Here is a 16,197-nt window from a genome sequence, read left to right as displayed (position 1 = left end):
AAACCGGCTCGCCACCCATGGGTGAGCCGGTTCCTTTCCCGGCTAACCCTGATGCGGGTAGCGGTGGCCGGTCGGCGGCAGGAAGGTCTCCTTGACGGTGCGGGCGTTGACCCAGCGGACGAGGTTGAAGATCGAGCCCGCCTTGTCGTTGGTGCCGCTGGAGCGCGCCCCGCCGAACGGCTGCTGCCCCACGACCGCGCCGGTGGGCTTGTCGTTGATGTAGAAGTTCCCGGCGGCGAAGCGCAGCCGCTCGGTGGCGTGCGCGATGGCGGCCCGGTCCCGCGCCATGACCGAGCCGGTGAGCGCGTAGGCGGACGCCGCCTCCACCTGGTCCAGCATCGCCTCGTACCGGTCGTCGTCGTAGACGTGGACCGCCAGGATCGGTCCGAAGTACTCCTTGACGAACACCTCGTCGGTCGGGTCGTCGCAGGTCAGGACCGTGGGCCGGACGAAGTAGCCGTCGGTGTCGTCGGCCGTGCCCCCGGCGAGCGCCTCGACGCCGTTCGTCCCGATCCGGTCCAGGGCGGCGCGCTGCTTGGCGAAGGAGCGCGCGTCGATGACCGCGCCCATGAACAGCGACGGGTCGCGCGCCACGTCGCCCATGGTCAGCGACTCGACGGTGTGGGCGAGGTCGTCCCCGACCTCCCGCCACAGGGAGCGCGGCACGTACGCGCGCGACGCCGCCGAGCACTTCTGGCCCTGGTACTCGAACGCGCCGCGCACCAGCGCGGTGACGAGCTCCGCCGGGTCGGCCGACGGGTGCGCCACCACGAAGTCCTTGCCGCCGGTCTCGCCGACCAGGCGGGGGTAGGAGCGGTAGCCGGCGATGCCCTGCCCGACCGCCGCCCACAGGGTCTGGAAGGTCGCGGTGCTGCCGGTGAAGTGGATGCCCGCCAGGTCCGGGTGGGGCACCGCCGCCTCGGCGACCGCCCGGTGGTCGCCGGTGACCAGGTTGACCACGCCCGGCGGCAGCCCCGCCTCCTCCAGCAGCCGCATGAGGAAGTGCGCGGAGAACCCCTGGGTGGGCGAGGGCTTCCACACCACCGTGTTGCCCAGCAGCGCGGGCGCCGTCGGCAGGTTGCCCGCGATCGAGGTGAAGTTGAACGGCGTGATCGCCAGGACGAAGCCCTCCAGCGGCCGGTACTCCAGCCGGTTCCACACGCCCGGCGGGGAGGCGGGCTGCTCGGCCAGCAGGCGGCGGGCGTAGGCGACGTTGAACCGCCAGAAGTCGATCAGCTCGCAGGCGGAGTCGATCTCGGCCTGGAGGGGGCTCTTGGACTGGCCGAGCACGGTGGCGGCGTTGAGCACCTGGCGCCAGGGCCCGGCCAGCAGCTCGGCCGCCCGGAGGAAGACCGCGGCCCGGTCCTCGAAGGCCAGCGCCCGCCAGCCGGGCGCCGCCTCGCGCGCCGCGCGGATCGCGGCGGTGACGTCCCCGCCCGTGGCGTTGCGCATCGTGCCCAGCACGTGGCGGTGGTTGTGCGGCTCCACCACGTCGATCGGCTCACCGCCGCCGAGGCGCTCCACCCCGCCGATCGTCATGGTGAGGTCGGGCCGGGCGCCGCCCAGCTCCTTGATCTTCTCTTCGAGCAGGACCCGCTCCGGGCTGCCCGGAGCGTAGGACTTCACCGGCTCGTTCACCGGCTCCGGCACGTTGGCCACCGCATCCATGGCTTCTCCGCAGGCTCTCGGGCACGACGACGATGTCACCGTCGTCGTGCCCGCGGCCCCACGTCTCCAACCCGCCTCACAGCGGGTCGGTCACGCCCGTCCCCAGGGGGGCGCCGCCCGGCAGCGAGACCGGCAGCCTCCCCTTCGGCGGGGTCTTGCCCGTGAGCACCTGGGCCAGCCCGCGCAGCGAGGCCGCACTGGCCGAGTAGGTGGCCACCGAGGCGTGCGCGGGGCCGCCGTACCGCAGCGCGTACGGGCTGGCGAGCGCGACGTAGACCACCTTGCGCCTGCCGTCCGCCAGGCCCTTCAACCGGTCGCGGGTGGCCGAGCTCGCCGACGTCACGAGGACGATGTGGGTCTTGGCCTTCTGCTCGCCGGAGGTGCGCAGGCCCTCCTTGCGCAGCGCCGCGGCGACCCTCGCCTGCTCCGGCCCCTCGATGTACACGGGGCCCTTCAGCGGCAGGGCGGCGTTCCGGTTGCCCACCACCGTCACGGCGCTCGTGGCCACCTGCTGGGCGGTCTGCCGGTTGGCGGCGCTCACCGCCTGAGCCGCCGTCTCCGGGTCGGCCCCGTCATCGGTGAACAGGCCGCGGGCCTCCTTGAGGCGCAGGATGCGGGTGACGGCGTCGTCGAGCCGCGCCGCCGGGATCCTGCCGCTCTCGACCGCCTTGAGCACCTTGGCGTGGGCGGCGGGCAGGTCCGGCGGCATGAGCAGCAGGTCCGCGCCGGCCAGCACCGCCCGCACCGCGGCCTCCGGAGCGCCGCCGGGCACCTCGGCCCCGGCCATGCTCAGCGAGTCCGTGACGATGACGCCCTGGAAGCCGAGCTCCCCGCGCAGCAGGCCCGTGAGGATCGGCTCGGACATGGTGGCGGGCTTGCGCGAGGAGTCCAGGGCCGGGACGACCAGGTGCCCGGTCATGATCGCGTCGACCCCGGCGGAGACCGCCGCCTGGAACGGCGGGGCGTGCACCTCCTGCCATTCCTTCCGGGAGCTCTTGATCACCGGAAGGCCGGTGTGGCTGTCGACGTTCGTGTCCCCGTGGCCGGGGAAGTGCTTGGCCACCGCCGCCACGCCCGACGCCCGGTAGCCCTCGACCGAGGCGGTGACCATCCGCCCGGCCAGCGCCGGGTCCGCGCCGAAAGAGCGCACCCCGATCACCGGGTTGTCCGGATTGACGTTCACGTCGGCGACCGGCGCGAAGTTCAGGTTGACGCCCGCCGCGCGCAGCTCGGCTCCGGTCGCCGCGGCCGCCGAGCGGGCGAGCCCGACGTCACCGGTCGCCGCCAGCGCCATCGCGCCGGGGAAGTCGGTGGCGAACTTCGCGCGGGTGACCAGGCCCGTCTCCTCGTCCACGCCCAGCAGCAGCGGCACCCGGGAGGCCCCCTGCAGGGCGTTCGACAGCTTCGCCGCCGCCTGCGGGCTCGCCAGGTTCTGCGGGAAGTAGATGAAGCCGCCCACCTTGTACTTCTTGGCGATCTGCTTGCCGCTCTCGGCGTCGCCGACCGTCGGCATGAACAGCTGGCCGACCTTCTCCTTCACGCTCATGCCCTGGATCAGCTCGGCGGCGAGCGCCCCCGTCTGCTGCCGGCTCTCCTGCGCGGTGCCCTCCGGGGCGGCGGGCGCGGCGGCCCGCTCGCTCTTGCCGTCGCCGGACGAGCATCCGGCCAGCATGACTCCGCCGAGGACCAGCGCGATGATTCGTACCCCCATAGGCGGCGAGGGTAGCGCCACCCCGGACCCGCTCCGCCCCCCTCACACGCCGAACCGACCCGCCCTTTCCCTGATCGAGGCACGCCGCCGGGCGGCCGGAGGCCGCCCGGCGCGGACCCGGGGTCAACCCGCCAGCCTGCGGATGGCCATCCGGGCGGCCCCGGCGGCGCCGTCGCCCGCCTGCTGCGGCTCGACGCCGAACCGCTCCCGCAGCCCCTCCCCGACCAGCCGGGCGACCGGGCCCCGGCCCAGCACCGAACCCGCCATGACCACGGGCGCCGTCGCGGCGTCCGGCTCCGGCAGGGCGGGCCGGACGGCGTCGACGTCCATCAGCAGCCAGTCCGCCGCCTCCTCGACGATCTTCATGGCCACCTCGTCCCCCGCCTCGGCGGCCCGGCTGACCACCGGCCCGAGCCGGCCGATCGAGGCGGGCGGGCGCCCGTACACCTCCTTGACGATCGCCTGGGTGAGCAGCGGCGAGTACGGGCGGGGCCCGGCGGGGGGCAGTCCCCTTCCGGCCATCGCCAGCCGGCGCGGCATGAGGTCGGCCAGGACCTCCGAGCCCAGCAGGGCGCGCGGGACCTCCTCGGCCAGCACGGTGGGCGCGCCCCTGCCGTCCATCGCCGACAGCGCCGCCTTGGCGCCGCACCTGCCGATCCAGACCGCCGAGCCCTCGTCGCCCAGCAGGTAGCCGTAGCCGTCGGCGCGGCGCAGGATCTCGCCGTCGCTGACGACCGCCGCGCCCGCGCCGGTGCCCGCGAAGACCACGATCCCGCACGAGGCCGCCGTCCCCGAGGCGAAGTTGATGGCGATGTCGGTGAAGACCTCCGGCTCCCCCTTCATGCCGAGCTCCCCCCACGCCTTGCGCGAGGCCGACAGCAGGAGCGGTCGTCCGGCGGCCCCCGCCCCCGCGATGCCGAAGACGCCGGCCGCCACCTTGGAACGGTCTACTCCCTGTGTCGCCTCGTCCAGCGCGGTGTACAGGGCGTTCTCCGGGTCGCCTCCGGAGTTGGGGTTGGCGCCCGGCCCGCTGCCCGTGCCGATGACCGTCCCGTCGAGTGTGGCCAGGGCGCACCTGGTGTTGGTGCCACCGGCGTCGATGCCGATGACGTAGTGGTCGCGCGCCTCGTTGGGGGCGACCGAATCCAAGCTCAGGTCACGTCCGTAGAAACTTTGGCGTTGACGCGACCAACCCCCTGTAAGAAACTTTCTTCCATGAGGAAACCCGAAGGTCAAGACACGGCGGGACATGCAGCACCTCCACTGAGCACGGTGGTCCGGGTCCGGTCACTGCTGCCCTCCCTCCCACCGGCCGAGCGGCGCGTGGCCCAGCGCGTGGTGGACGACCCGGAGGGGGTCGCCGCCTCCACCATCACCGAACTCGCCCAGGCGTGCGGGACCTCGGAGACGACCGTCATCCGGTTCTGCCGCGCGATCGGATTCGCCGGGTACCCGGAACTTCGGCTGACGCTCGCCACCGAGGCCGGACGCGCGCAGTCCGCCTCCGGGGGCAGGGTGGTGGGCAGTGACATCGGGCCCGATGACACGCTTGAGGATGTTGTTGAGAAGGTCACCTTCGCCGACGCCCGGGCGGTGGAGGAGACCGCGGCGCAACTGGACCTGAAGACGTTGGAGCGGGTGATCGACATGGTCGTGGCCGCCCGTCGGATCGACGTCTACGGAGTGGGCGCCAGTGCCTTCGTCGCGCTGGACTTCCAGCAGAAGCTGCACCGCATCGGCCACACCTCCTATGCGTGGTCCGACGCCCACATCATGCTGACGAGTGCGGCGGTTCTCCAGCCGGGTGACGTCGCGGTCGGCATTTCGCACAGCGGAACCACCGTCGAAACGCTCGACGCGCTCGCCGTCGCCGCGGGAAAGGGGGCGACCACCGTCGCCCTCACCAACTTCCCCAAGTCGCCCATCGCCGAGATGGCCGACCTCGTGCTGACCACCGCCGCCCGCGAGACGACCTTCCGCTCCGGCGCGACCGCCAGCAGGCTCGCCCAGCTCACCGTGATCGACTGCGTCTTCGTCGGCGTCGCGCGTCAGACCTACGAACCCACCAAGGAGGCCCTGCAGGCCACCTACACCGCAGTGCACGGCCGAAGTGTCCGGCCAGAGAGGAAGAGGCGATGAGCGAGCTGCCCATCGATCTGCCCACCGAGCAGCGCAACCCGCGCACGCTCGACGTCGACACCCTGCCCACCCTGGAGGTCCTGCGCCGCATCAACGAGGAGGACGAGCTCGCCCCCCGCGCCGTCGCCGAGGTGCTGCCGCAGGTGGCCGAGCTCGCCGACCTCGCCGTCGAGGCACTGCGCAGGGGAAGGCGCGTGCACTACTTCGGGGCCGGCACGTCCGGCAGGCTCGGCTTCATCGACGCCGCCGAGCTCCCGCCCACCTACGGGACGCCGCCCGAATGGGTCGTCGCCCACCACGCGGGCGGCCACGAGGCGCTGTCGAACGCGGTCGAGGGCGTCGAGGACGACGTCTCCCTGGGCGCGCGCGACGCCGCGAGCGTACGCGCGGGCGACCTCGCCATCGGCATCGCCGCCAGCGGCACCACCCCCTACGTGGTGGGCGCGCTGCGGCACGCCGCCTCGGTGGGCGCCGCCACCGGCCTCATCTCGGCCAACCCCTCGTCGTGGTTCGGCACCGAGGTCGACGTGCACGTCGGGCTGGCCACCGGACCCGAGGTGATCAGCGGCTCCACCCGGATGAAGGCGGGCACCGCCACCAAGATGGTGCTCAACGCCTTCTCCACCACCGTGATGGTCCGCCTGGGCCGCACCTACTCCAACCTCATGGTCAGCGTGAACGCGCTCAACTCCAAGCTGCGCCGCCGGCTGGTCCGCATCCTCGTGGAGGCCACCGGCCTCGACGCCCGCGCCTGCGAGCACGCCCTGGCCGAGGCCGGCGGCGACACGCGGGTGGCGCTGATCACCCTGCTCGCCGACACGACGCCGGCCCGCGCCGCCGCCGCCCTGGAAGAGGCCGGCGGCGCGGTGCGCGAGGCGCTCCTGCTGCTCGAAGGCGCTCAGGAGAGGTACGGCCTGAGCTCCTGACGGGCGACGGTGCGCACGCGCGCCTCGTCCGGCCCGTCGAAGATCCGCATCGCCCCGGCCCAGGTGTACATGGCGGCGAGCGGGGTGTCGTCGCCGACGCCCGCACCGCCGTGGACCTGGATCGCCCCGTCCAGCACCTCGAACGCGACACGCGGCGCGACCGCCTCGACCGCCGCGATCTCCGACCGCGCCCCCTCGGCGCCGTGCCCGTCGATCGGCCAGGCGGTCTCGAGGGTGAGCGAACGGGCCTGCTCGATCGCCGTGCGCGACTCGGCGATCTGCTGCCCCACCGCATCCTGGGAGGCCGGGGGCCCGCCGAACGCCACGCGCTCGGCGGCCCGCCTGCCCATCGGCTCCAGCGCCCTCCCGGCCATGCCGATCGCCCGCATCGCGCGGTGGATCCGGCAGGGCCCCGGCCGGGCCTGGGAAACCATGGACTCCTGCGGCTCGACCAGGTGCTCGCGCGCCTTCGGGCTCGGTTCGAAGTCCATGCGGCACAGTGTCGCAGACCCTGTCAGAGGCCACTTACAAGGGTGGCGCGTACGATGCGGGCATGACCCTCCGCGGCGTGATCACCGACTGGGGCGGGGTGCTGACCGAGCCCCTCGCCGAAGCGACCCGCAAGTGGCTGGCGCTGGAGCGCATCGACGCCGCCACCTACCGGGACACCATGCGCTCCTGGTTCACCGCCGCCTACGCCGGCGGCACCACCGAGAACCTCATCCACCGGCTGGAGGACGGCTCGCTGGAGCCCGCGGAGTTCGAGCGGCTGCTCGCCGCCGAGCTCCGCCTGACCGACGGCTCCCCCGTCGTCCCCGACGGGCTCCTGGACCGCATGTTCGCCGAGTTCGCCCCCGTCGACTCGATGTACGAGGTCATCCAGGCGTGCCGCACGGGCGGCTTCCGCACCGCCCTGCTGTCCAACTCCTGGGGCAACACCTACCCGCGCGACCGGTGGACCGACCTCTTCGACGCCGTCGTCATCTCCGGCGAGGTGCGCATGCGCAAGCCCTCCCCGGAGATCTTCCACCACGCGCTGGAGGCCCTCGGACTGGAGGCCGCCCAGTGCGTGTTCATCGACGACATCGAGGCCAACATCGAGGCGGCCGAGCGCGTCGGCATGGTCGGCCTGCACCACACCGACCCGGGCAAGACCCGCGCCGCCCTCTCCGACCTCCTGAAAGTCGACCTGTGACCCGCCTCCCCGCCGGTCACCGGCGGGGAGACCGGCGTGCCACACTGAGTGAATGCGCGTCTACCTGCCCTCCACGCTGCCGCTCCTGGCCCAGGCATTGGCCGACGGCGAGCTGACCGTCCACCACGCCTACGCGGTCACCCCCGCCCTGCGCGAGTGGTACGCCGACGGCGACACCGAGGAGCTGGAGTACGCCGCCATGCTGTCGGCCGCCCGCGCCAGCCTCCGCCTGCTGGCCGGCGCCCCCGACTCCCCGGCCCGCCGCGTCGTCCTGGCCGCCGAGGTCCCCGACGGCTCCGTCGCCTACGAGGGCGGATACGAGAACCTCGGCGAGACCGACCGAGCCCAGGTCCGCCTCCGCGACCCCATCCCCCTGAAGAGGGTCGCCTCCGCCCACGTCGACGACCCCGACGCCGCCCCCGACATCCTCGCCGCCGCCAAGGCGCTCGGCGCCGCCGACCAGGGCGACCTCGACGCCCAGTTCACCGTCGACGGCGCCGAGGGCCACGAGCTCATGTGGTACGCCACCCAGGAGCTCCCCGACCTCCTCTGAGCGCCGTCAGTCGCCGAGGGGGCTCGCGTCGGGAGTCGGGCCCGGATCCCCGGGGCGCGGGGAGACCAGCAGCATGACGGTGTCCGAGCTGAAGTACCACGCGTCGGTGGCCTTCCTCTCACCGGACGGCCGCCAGGAGGGATCGACCCCGTAGCTGCTGCCGGAGCCGTCCGGCTTGAACTCGCCGAGGAGGAAGGCCGACTTCAGCCCCCGCGCCCGCAGCAGCGCCGTGGCGTCCCGGACGTTCCGCCCGATCAGCCGCAGCCCCGGCACGGGCTCCCGGTGCAGGCCCGGGGTGCCGTCGGCGTAGGGCTCCCCCGGACGCGCCTCCCGACCCAGCCAGACCTGCCGCCCGCCTCCCGGGTCTCCGCTGATCGTCATGGCCAGCGGGCACGCGGTCCCTTCCGCGGGGCAGTCGTCGACGGACCAGCTAGAGGTGCTTCCGTCCGGATGCGTTCGAGCGGCGTCGGAGGGTCCCTGCACCATTCGGATGATCGTGCGCTCCTTGCCAGGGGAGACGGGAACGATCCGCAACTCCACCCTCAGCCCCATCTTCGCGAAGGCCTCGGCGAACTCGCCCGGGTCGGCGTAGGCGTCCTTGATCTCGACCCGCCAGGTTCCGGTCTCGCGCTCGATCTTCATCGCCGCGTTGGCGTAGTCGCGGGCCGGTTCGGGACCGAAGGCGTTCACCACGACGGTCGCGGCCGTGGCCACCGCCGTGGCCGCCGCCAGGCCGAGCACGAGGTGCAGGGGACGGCGGGACCTCGCCGGGGGCCCGGCCGCCCCGGCGAGCAGGCGGGCGCGGGCCGCGTCCTCGGCCCGCACGGACATGGCGGGCCTGTCGGCACGCAGCTCCTTGAGCAGGGTCATCTCGTCCATGGTCAGTTGTCCTCCTGCGTGGGATCGGCGCCGCCGAGCGCCTCCCGGAGCCTGCGGCGGGCGCGGTGCAGCCGGGAGCGCACGGTGCCCAGGGGGATGTCCAGCGTCTGGGCGGTCTCCTCGTAGCTGAGGTCCGCCCAGGCGACCAGCAGCAGCACGTCGCGGTCACCGCGCGGAAGGCGGGCGAGCGCCCCGGCGAGAGCACGCTCCTGGGCTCCGGCCGTGACCTGGCGCGCCACCGCCTCGGCCACGGGCTCGGGCAGGGGGTCGGCTCCCGTCCGCTTCAGCGCCCGCAGGAACCGCTCCTCGTTCCGCCGGTGCCGGGCCACGAGCGTGGTCGCGATCCCGTAGAGCCACGGCCTGGCCAGCGTCCGCGCCGGGTCGAAGGTCTCCCGCCGCCGGAAGGCGATGAGGAACGTCTCCCCCACGATGTCGTCGGCGAGCTGCGTTCCCAGCCTCCGGCTCACGTACTGGTGCACCTGCCGTGCATACCGGTCGAACAACGCCGCGAAGCGTTCCGGTTCGTCCAGAGACGACCGGATGACCGCCCCGTCGTCGACCTCGGTCGGATCGGCTTCCACCGCCGTCATCCCGGTCGCCTCATCTCGTTCTCCGCTCTCAGGGGCAAGTTTTCACCCCTTGTCTCCCGATACGGCCTTCCGGGTTCTCGGCCGGGGAGCGGCACCGCGCCGGGATATTTGTTGAAGACGGTTCTCGGATTGCGGAATATGATTCTCGTTATGGGTGAGCTGGGTGGGCGGGAGCGGGGGTCGCTGGCGGAGCGGGCCGTGCGGCGGCGGGTGGCCTCGGTGGAGGAGACGGCGCAGGCGGATGTGCGGGCGCTGATGGAGGCGGGGCTGGCGCTGATGGTCGAGGGGGGCGGGAGGCGGGGGCCCCGGGTCGCGGACATCGTGGCGGCGGCGGGGTTGTCCAATGACTCGTTCTACCGGTACTTCGCGGGCAAGGACGCGCTGGTGGCGGCGATCGTGGAGGAGGGGGCGCGGGCCGTCGCGGGGTATGTGCGGCATCGGATGGACACCGGGGGCGGGGCCGCGGAGCGGGTGCGGGCGGGGATCGTCGCGATCATGAAGCAGGCGGCGGACGCGAAGCTGGCGGCCGAGACCCGGGCGGTGCTGGGCAACGCCACGAGCATGTCGGCGGGGAGCCGGCAGATGGCGGTGACGCTGGCGGAGTCGCTGGCGGAGTCGTTCGCCGGGCCGGTGGCCGAGCTGGGGGCGGCCGATCCCGTGCGGGCCGCGCGGACCGTCGCCACGTCGGCGGTGGCGGCCATGCAGTACCACCTGTTCAAGGAGGAGGCGCCGGACGAGGACGAGCTGGAGCACCTCGTCTCGTTCCTGCTCGCTGGCGTCGCGTCCGCCGCCCGCTGAGCCCTCCCCCCGTGTTCGGCCGGGGCGCCGCTGGGCGCCCCGGCTTTCGCGTTCCCGGGCGCAGATCGAGCTTCCTGGTTTTGAGAATGACATTCTGCTAAGTTTCGAACATCATTCTTGATGGGAGGAGGCCGCATGTGGGACTTCAGTACCGAACCCGACTTCCAGGCGAAGCTGGACTGGGCCGACCGGTTCGTGCGGGAGGAGGTCGAGCCGCTGGACCTGCTGTTCCCCGGCACCACCGAGCCGTACGACCGGGAGAGCGGGGTCTTCCGGGAGATCGTCCGGCCGCTCCAGGCGCAGGTGCGGGAGCAGGGGCTGTGGGCGGCGCACCTGTCCCCGGAGCTGGGCGGCATGGGGATGGGGCAGGTCGGGCTGGCGCTGCTCAACGAGATCCTCGGCCGGTGCATGTGGGCGCCCATGGTGTTCGGCACCCAGGCCCCGGACTCGGGCAACGCCGAGATCCTGGCGCACTACGGCACCGAGGCGCAGCGGCGCGAGTTCCTGGAGCCGCTGCTGGACGGCCGCACCGTCTCGACGTACGCGATGACCGAGCCGACCGGCGGCGCCGACCCCGGCGGGTTCACCTGCCGCGCCGTGCGCGACGGTGACGAGTGGGTGATCGACGGCGAGAAGTGGTTCGCGTCCAACTACCCCTACGCGGCCTTCGTCATCGCCATGGTCGTCACCGATCCGGACGTCCCCGTCCACCGGGGATCGTCGATGCTCCTCATCCCCCGCGGCACCCCCGGCATGGAGCTGGTGCGCGGCACGGGGCTGGGCGGCGAGCCCCTCGGCGAGGGCGGGCACGGCTACCTGCGCTTCACCGGCTGCCGGGTGCCGGCCGAGAACCTGCTCGGCGAGCCGGGCCGGGGTTTCGCCATCGCCCAGACGCGCCTGGGCGGCGGGCGCCTGCACCACGCGATGCGCTCCGTCGCCCAGTGCCGGCGCGCCCTGGAGATGATGAGCGAGCGCATCGTCAGCCGCCGGACCCGCGGCGGCCCCCTGTCCGACCAGCAGGCCGTCCGGCAGCAGCTCGCCGACACCTGGATCCAGCTGGAGCAGTTCCGGCTCCAGGTGCTGCACGCGGCCTGGCAGGTCGACCGCGCCAACGCCACCGGCGAGCGCGAGCACGCCAGGGCCGCGCGCCTGCACATCTCCGCGGTCAAGGCGGCCACTCCCAAGACGCTCGTCGACATCGCCTACCGCACCGTCCACCTCCACGGCGCCCTCGGCGTCTCCAACGAGCTCCCGCTGATGCGTCTGTGGCAGAGCGGCCCGACGCTCGGCATCGCGGACGGCCCGACCGAGACCCACAAGGACGTCGTCGCGCGGCTCCTGCTCCAGGAGGCCGAGCCCGCCGAGGACCGCTTCTTCGGCTCCTACCACGTCCCCACCCGCCTGGAGGCGGCCCGCGAGAAGTACGCCGCCCAGCTGAAGAAGATCGAGGAGAAGGTGTGAGCACCGCCGAACCGGTCGTCGACCTCGACCGCCTCAACCAGTGGCCCGGTCTCGCCGGCCTGCCCGGCGACGGCCCCGTCGAGTCCCTGACCCCGCTGAAGGGCGGCGCGCAGAACCTGCTCTTCACGATGCGCCGCGCCGACGGCGCCGAGCTGGTGCTGCGCCGCCCCGGCCGGTACTCCGCCCAGAGCCCGACCTCCGCCTTCGAGCGGGAGAGCCGCGTCCTGACCGCGCTGGCCGGCACGGACGTCCCCCACCCCCGCCTGTACGCGAGCTGCCTGGACGACTCCGTCATCGGCGCTCCGTTCTCCGTCCTGGAGAAGATCGACGGCTTCATGCCCCGCGGCGAGCTGCCCGGACGGTACGCCGCCGACCCCGCCTGGCGGCGCGCGGTCTCGTTCGACCTCGTCGCCTCCGCCGCCGCGCTGGGCTCCGTCGACCCGGACGCGGTGGGTCTCACCGGCCTCAGCCGTACCGAGAACTGGACGGAGCGCCAGACCCCCCGCTACCTGAAGATGCTGGAGGGCTACCGGGAGAACGCCGAGTACCGCGAGAACGAGTCGCCGGCCGTCGCCAGGGTCGCCGAATGGCTCCAGAAGAACCCGCCGCCCACCACGCACATCGGCGTCGTCCACGGCGATCTCCAGTTCGCGAACGTGATGTACGCCCACGACGCCCCGAAGGTCGCGGGGATCGTCGACTGGGAGATGGCGGCCCTGGGCGACCCCCTGCTGGACCTCGCCTGGATCCTCACCGCCTGGCGCGAGGAGGGCGACCCGCCGGGCGGCACCCCGCAGATGCAGCCGTGGGAGGACATGCCCTCCCGCGCCGAGCTCGTCGCCCACTACGCCGAGCTGACCGGCCGCGACGTCGCGTACTTCCCCTGGTTCCAGGTGCTGGCGTGCTTCCGGCTGGCCTCTCTGCTGGAGGGCAGCTACTTCCGCGCCCTCGACGGGAGGATGAACCGCCGGATGGGCGACGGCCTGCACGCCTACGCGGGCTGGATCTGGTCGCTGGCGGTGCGGCTGACCGAACGGGACTGACCCGGCCGCCGCGGGACGTGCGCGCGGGCACGTCCCGCGGTCAAAGGCCGAGGGTCTCCAGCGCGGGGAGGGCGGCGCGCGCCGCCTGGCGGGCCTGGGACTCGGTGCGGGCGGCGCGGGCGGCGGCCGCCGCGGCACGGCACTCGTCCAGGGTGTGGGCGGCCAGGGCGGCGCGCACCAGGGGCAGGGAGGGCGCGCTCATCGACAGGCTGGTGACGCCCAGTCCCGCCAGCACGCAGGCCATGACCGGGTCAGCGGCGGCCTCGCCGCACACCCCGCAGCCCTTGCCCGCGCCGACGGCCGCCTCGGCCGCGAAGGCCATGAGGTCCAGGAGGGCGGGCCGCCACGGGTCCTGCAGCCGGGTGAGACTGGTGACCTGGCGGTCCACGGCGAAGACGTACTGGGCGAGGTCGTTGGTGCCGAGGCTGAAGAAGTCGACCTCCTCGGCGATGTCGCGGGCGCGGATGGCCGCGGCGGGGACCTCGATCATGATGCCCGCCTGCATCAGCCCGGCCTCCCGGCAGGCCGCGGTGAACAGCCGCGCCTCCTCGGCGTCGGTGACCATGGGCGCCATCACGCGCAGGCGGTCGGCGGGCAGGCCCTCGGCGGCCTTGGCCAGCGCGCGCAGCTGACCGCGCAGCACGTGCGGGTGGCGGCGCAGCAGGCGCAGGCCGCGCTCGCCCAGCGCGGGGTTGGGCTCGACCGCGGCCGGGGGCAGGAACGGCAGCGGTTTGTCCGCGCCGGCGTCCAGGACCCGCACGACGACGCGCGGGAAGGCCTCCAGCACCTCGCGGTAGGCGGCGATCTGCTGCTCCTCGGTGAGCGGGACCTCCCTGTCGAGGAAGAGGTACTCGCTGCGGAAGAGGCCGACGCCCTCGGCTCCGCTGGCCAGGGCGCGGTCGACGTCCTTGGGGCCGCCGATGTTGGCCAGCAGCGGGACCGGATGGCCGTCCTTGGTGCGGCCGGGCCCGGTGGCGCTGCCGACGGCCTCGGCGCGGGCGCGCTCGGCGGCCCTGGCCCGGCTGATCTGCCCGTCCTCGGGGTCGACGGTCAGCCGCCCGGAGGCGCCGTCGACCAGGACGCGCTCGCCGTCCTTCAGCTCCAGCGCGCCGGGGCAGGAGACGATGGCGGGGATGCCCATGGCGCGGGCGAGGATGGCGGTGTGCCCGATCGGGCCGCCCTCCTCGGTCACGAACGCCACGACCCGCCGCGGGTCGAGCAGGGCGAGGTCGGCGGGGGCGAGATCACGGGTGATGAGCACGTACGGCTCGTCGGACTCGGGCGCCCCGGGAACGGCGAGCGACATCAGGCGGGCCACCGCGCGGTCGCGCACGTCGTCCAGGTCGCTCACGCGGGCGGACATGTAGTCGCTCGCCCCCGACAGGAGCTCCCGGTAGAAGCCGAACGACTCGTACACGGCGCGGGCCGCGGTCAGCCCCGCGGAGATCCCGATCCTGATCTCGCCGGCCAGGTCGGGGTCGCGGGCCATCAGCGCCTGCGCCGCCAGCATGTCCCTGGCCTCGCCTCCGGCGGTCTGCGCCCGGGACTCCAGCTCGCGCCCGACGGCCTCCAGCGCCGCCAGGGCGCGTTCGGTCTCGGCGAGGGGATCGCCGACGAAGGGCTCCGCGGGCGGCTCGGGCACCGTGTCGCTCACGACACGGACGGGGCCGACGCCTACGCCGGAGCTGACTCCCGTGCCCAGGAGCTCACGCATTCGTCTCCGAGAACTGCGTGAACAGGCTCGCCAGACGGTCCAGGACCTCCTCCGCGCCCTCGCCCTCGGCGCACAGCCGCAGGTGCTCGCCGGGGCGGGCGTCCAGGGCCAGGACGGCCAGGATGCTCTTGGCGTTGACCAGTTCCCCGGTGTGGCGCCCCACACTCACTTCGACCGGACACCGGGCCGCAGCCTTCACGAACTCCGCCGCCGGCCGGGAGTGCAGGCCGACCATGGACTCGACTCTCACCAGACGCTCAGCCATGATCCTCCTTCAAGGTGGATTGTTCCAGAGGGCCGGTCCGCTCCCGGCCGGAACAGCGGGAAATCTTGCTTACAGGTAAACCAGGCTATACACCGGTTTGGGTCACTTTATTCAAACCACGAGGAACGTCCGGATTAATCCCAAGTGCCCGTGCCAGTCTCTCGACCACCAGTTGACCCGGCACGATCAGGCCCAGGGGCGCCGTCCACTCCGGCAGCGCCGGGCCCGGCAGCGCCAGCGAGGAGGACCCCGCCAGCGCGGGCCCCCCGCCGATCCCGTAGGCGCGCGCCCCGGCCTCGGTCACCCGCGCCGCCAGGGCCGCCGTGCCCGCCAGGACCGGGCTGCCCGCCGCGCCCAGCACGATCGCCGGGGTCCGCTCGTCCACGACCGCGATGGGGCCGTGCAGGAGGTCGGCGTACGACAGGCCCATGGCGTGCAGGTAGCAGGCCTCCTTGAGCTTGAGCGCCAGCTCCAGCGCGGTGCCGAAGGCCAGGCCGCGCGCCGAGACCACGACGCCCTGCACCCGGGCCAGCTCCGCGACGATCAGGGGCAGCTCCTCGGCCGCCTCCGTCGCCTCGATCAGGCGCTCGATCTCGTCCGGGACCCGCGCCAGGTCGGCGGTGTCGACGTCGGCGCCCAGGCCCGCGCCCAGCACCGCCAGCGCGGCCAGCTGGGTGGTGTAGGTCTTGGTCGCCGGCACCGCGAGCTCCTCGCCCGCCTCGGTGAGCAGCGCCACGTCCGCGGCCTCGGCCAGCGGCGAGCCGTGGCCGTTGGTCACCGCGACGGTGCGGGCGCCGCAGTCGCGCGCCCAGGCCATGGTCTCGACGATCTCCTCGGTCCTGCCGGACTGGCTGATCGCCACCGCGAGCACGCCGTCGAGGTCGATCCGGCTGCGGTAGGTCGTGGCGACGGAGGGCGCGGCCAGGGAGGCGAGCCTCCCGGTGCGCGACTCCACCAGGTAGCGGCCGTAGACGGCCGCGTTGTCGGAGGAGCCCCGGGCGACGAACAGCACCTGCCGGGCGCCGGCCGCCAGCTTCTCCAGCTCGCCGATCCGGGGGAGCAGGGAGCCGATGGTCCTGCGCAGCGCCTCGGGCTGCTCGCCGATCTCGTGCCTCATCCGACTGGGCATGGGTTCCTCTCCTTGAGTGACTTTGACCGGATTCCACTGGCTTTAACCGGTCTAGTCCGGACCATACCAGTATGGACTCTACCGTTATGGAAACATGACCTCAAAGGCCCTTCTCTCACGAGGTGG

16 protein-coding genes are annotated in these 16,197 nt (G+C 73.4%); 7 read left to right on the top strand and 9 right to left on the bottom strand.

Annotated features, from left to right (window positions below):
• Positions 1–42: 42 nt before the first annotated feature.
• The 3 genes from pruA to ABD140_RS22325 form a co-directional block, all read right to left on the bottom strand.
• Positions 43–1,668: an L-glutamate gamma-semialdehyde dehydrogenase gene (gene pruA / locus ABD140_RS22335; RefSeq protein WP_344242871.1), complete on the bottom strand. Its 1,626-nt coding sequence runs from the start codon at positions 1,666–1,668 to the stop codon at positions 43–45.
• Between the two features lie 76 nt (positions 1,669–1,744).
• Positions 1,745–3,379 carry a glycoside hydrolase family 3 protein gene (locus tag ABD140_RS22330; RefSeq protein WP_344242870.1) on the bottom strand — a complete coding sequence of 545 codons (1,635 nt, stop codon included), beginning with the start codon at positions 3,377–3,379 and terminating at the stop codon, positions 1,745–1,747.
• Between the two features lie 123 nt (positions 3,380–3,502).
• Positions 3,503–4,528: an N-acetylglucosamine kinase gene (locus ABD140_RS22325; RefSeq protein ID WP_344242869.1), complete on the bottom strand. Its 1,026-nt coding sequence runs from the start codon at positions 4,526–4,528 to the stop codon at positions 3,503–3,505.
• 66 nt (positions 4,529–4,594) lie between these two features.
• Here ABD140_RS22325 and ABD140_RS22320 point away from each other — a divergent pair, with 66 nt between their 5' ends.
• Both ABD140_RS22320 and murQ read left to right on the top strand, forming a co-directional pair.
• Complete coding sequence (locus ABD140_RS22320; protein WP_344242868.1) at positions 4,595–5,518, top strand: MurR/RpiR family transcriptional regulator; 924 nt, start codon at positions 4,595–4,597, stop codon at positions 5,516–5,518.
• A complete protein-coding gene (murQ, locus tag ABD140_RS22315) occupies positions 5,515–6,444 on the top strand; it encodes an N-acetylmuramic acid 6-phosphate etherase (protein WP_344242867.1) in 930 nt (309 codons plus the stop codon). The genes ABD140_RS22320 and murQ overlap by 4 nt, the downstream gene beginning before the upstream one ends.
• Here the strand turns inward: murQ and ABD140_RS22310 are convergent.
• Positions 6,417–6,935, bottom strand: a complete 519-nt coding sequence (locus ABD140_RS22310; RefSeq protein WP_425544142.1) for an acyl-CoA dehydrogenase family protein — start codon at positions 6,933–6,935, stop codon at positions 6,417–6,419. The genes murQ and ABD140_RS22310 overlap by 28 nt on opposite strands.
• 62 nt (positions 6,936–6,997) lie before the next feature.
• Between ABD140_RS22310 and ABD140_RS22305 the strand changes: the two genes are divergently transcribed.
• Together ABD140_RS22305 and ABD140_RS22300 are read left to right on the top strand one after the other, a co-directional pair.
• The gene (locus ABD140_RS22305; protein WP_344242866.1) at positions 6,998–7,639 is read left to right on the top strand and encodes an HAD family hydrolase; all 642 of its coding nucleotides are present in this window, start codon (positions 6,998–7,000) and stop codon (positions 7,637–7,639) included.
• 52 nt (positions 7,640–7,691) lie between these two features.
• Entirely contained in the window at positions 7,692–8,192 is a 501-nt protein-coding gene (locus ABD140_RS22300; RefSeq protein ID WP_344242865.1) for a DUF6912 family protein, read from the top strand.
• A gap of 6 nt (positions 8,193–8,198) precedes the next feature.
• Here the strand turns inward: ABD140_RS22300 and ABD140_RS22295 are convergent, their stop codons facing one another.
• Both ABD140_RS22295 and ABD140_RS22290 read right to left on the bottom strand, forming a co-directional pair.
• A complete protein-coding gene (locus ABD140_RS22295; RefSeq protein ID WP_344242864.1) occupies positions 8,199–9,071 on the bottom strand; it encodes a hypothetical protein in 873 nt (290 codons plus the stop codon).
• Between the two features lie 2 nt (positions 9,072–9,073).
• A complete protein-coding gene (locus ABD140_RS22290; protein WP_344242863.1) occupies positions 9,074–9,661 on the bottom strand; it encodes an RNA polymerase sigma factor in 588 nt (195 codons plus the stop codon).
• 150 nt (positions 9,662–9,811) lie between these two features.
• Here ABD140_RS22290 and ABD140_RS22285 point away from each other — a divergent pair, with 150 nt between their 5' ends.
• The 3 genes from ABD140_RS22285 (at position 9,812) to ABD140_RS22275 (ending at position 12,963) form a co-directional block, all read left to right on the top strand.
• Positions 9,812–10,459 carry a TetR family transcriptional regulator gene (locus tag ABD140_RS22285; RefSeq protein WP_344242862.1) on the top strand — a complete coding sequence of 216 codons (648 nt, stop codon included), beginning with the start codon at positions 9,812–9,814 and terminating at the stop codon, positions 10,457–10,459.
• Positions 10,460–10,594: 135 nt separating this feature from the next.
• A complete protein-coding gene (locus ABD140_RS22280) occupies positions 10,595–11,920 on the top strand; it encodes an acyl-CoA dehydrogenase family protein (RefSeq protein ID WP_344242861.1) in 1,326 nt (441 codons plus the stop codon).
• The gene (locus tag ABD140_RS22275) at positions 11,917–12,963 is read left to right on the top strand and encodes a phosphotransferase family protein (RefSeq protein ID WP_344242860.1); all 1,047 of its coding nucleotides are present in this window, start codon (positions 11,917–11,919) and stop codon (positions 12,961–12,963) included. Before ABD140_RS22280 ends, ABD140_RS22275 begins: the two co-directional genes overlap by 4 nt.
• A gap of 40 nt (positions 12,964–13,003) precedes the next feature.
• On the opposite strand, the gene ptsP is transcribed toward ABD140_RS22275, so the two are convergent.
• From ptsP to ABD140_RS22260, 3 genes are all read right to left on the bottom strand, one after another.
• Positions 13,004–14,677, bottom strand: coding sequence for a phosphoenolpyruvate--protein phosphotransferase (ptsP, locus tag ABD140_RS22270; RefSeq protein WP_344242859.1), 1,674 nt, complete (start codon positions 14,675–14,677; stop codon positions 13,004–13,006).
• Positions 14,670–14,942, bottom strand: coding sequence for an HPr family phosphocarrier protein (locus tag ABD140_RS22265; RefSeq protein ID WP_344242858.1), 273 nt, complete (start codon positions 14,940–14,942; stop codon positions 14,670–14,672). Before ABD140_RS22265 ends, ptsP begins: the two co-directional genes overlap by 8 nt.
• An 85-nt stretch (positions 14,943–15,027) precedes the next feature.
• Positions 15,028–16,071, bottom strand: coding sequence for an SIS domain-containing protein (locus ABD140_RS22260; protein WP_344242857.1), 1,044 nt, complete (start codon positions 16,069–16,071; stop codon positions 15,028–15,030).
• Between the last annotated feature and the right edge of the window lie 126 nt (positions 16,072–16,197).

It is taken from the genome of Actinocorallia libanotica (assembly GCF_039525175.1).
GTDB lineage: Bacteria > Actinomycetota > Actinomycetes > Streptosporangiales > Streptosporangiaceae > Actinocorallia > Actinocorallia libanotica.
This window is presented reverse-complemented; position numbering and strand designations above follow the sequence as displayed.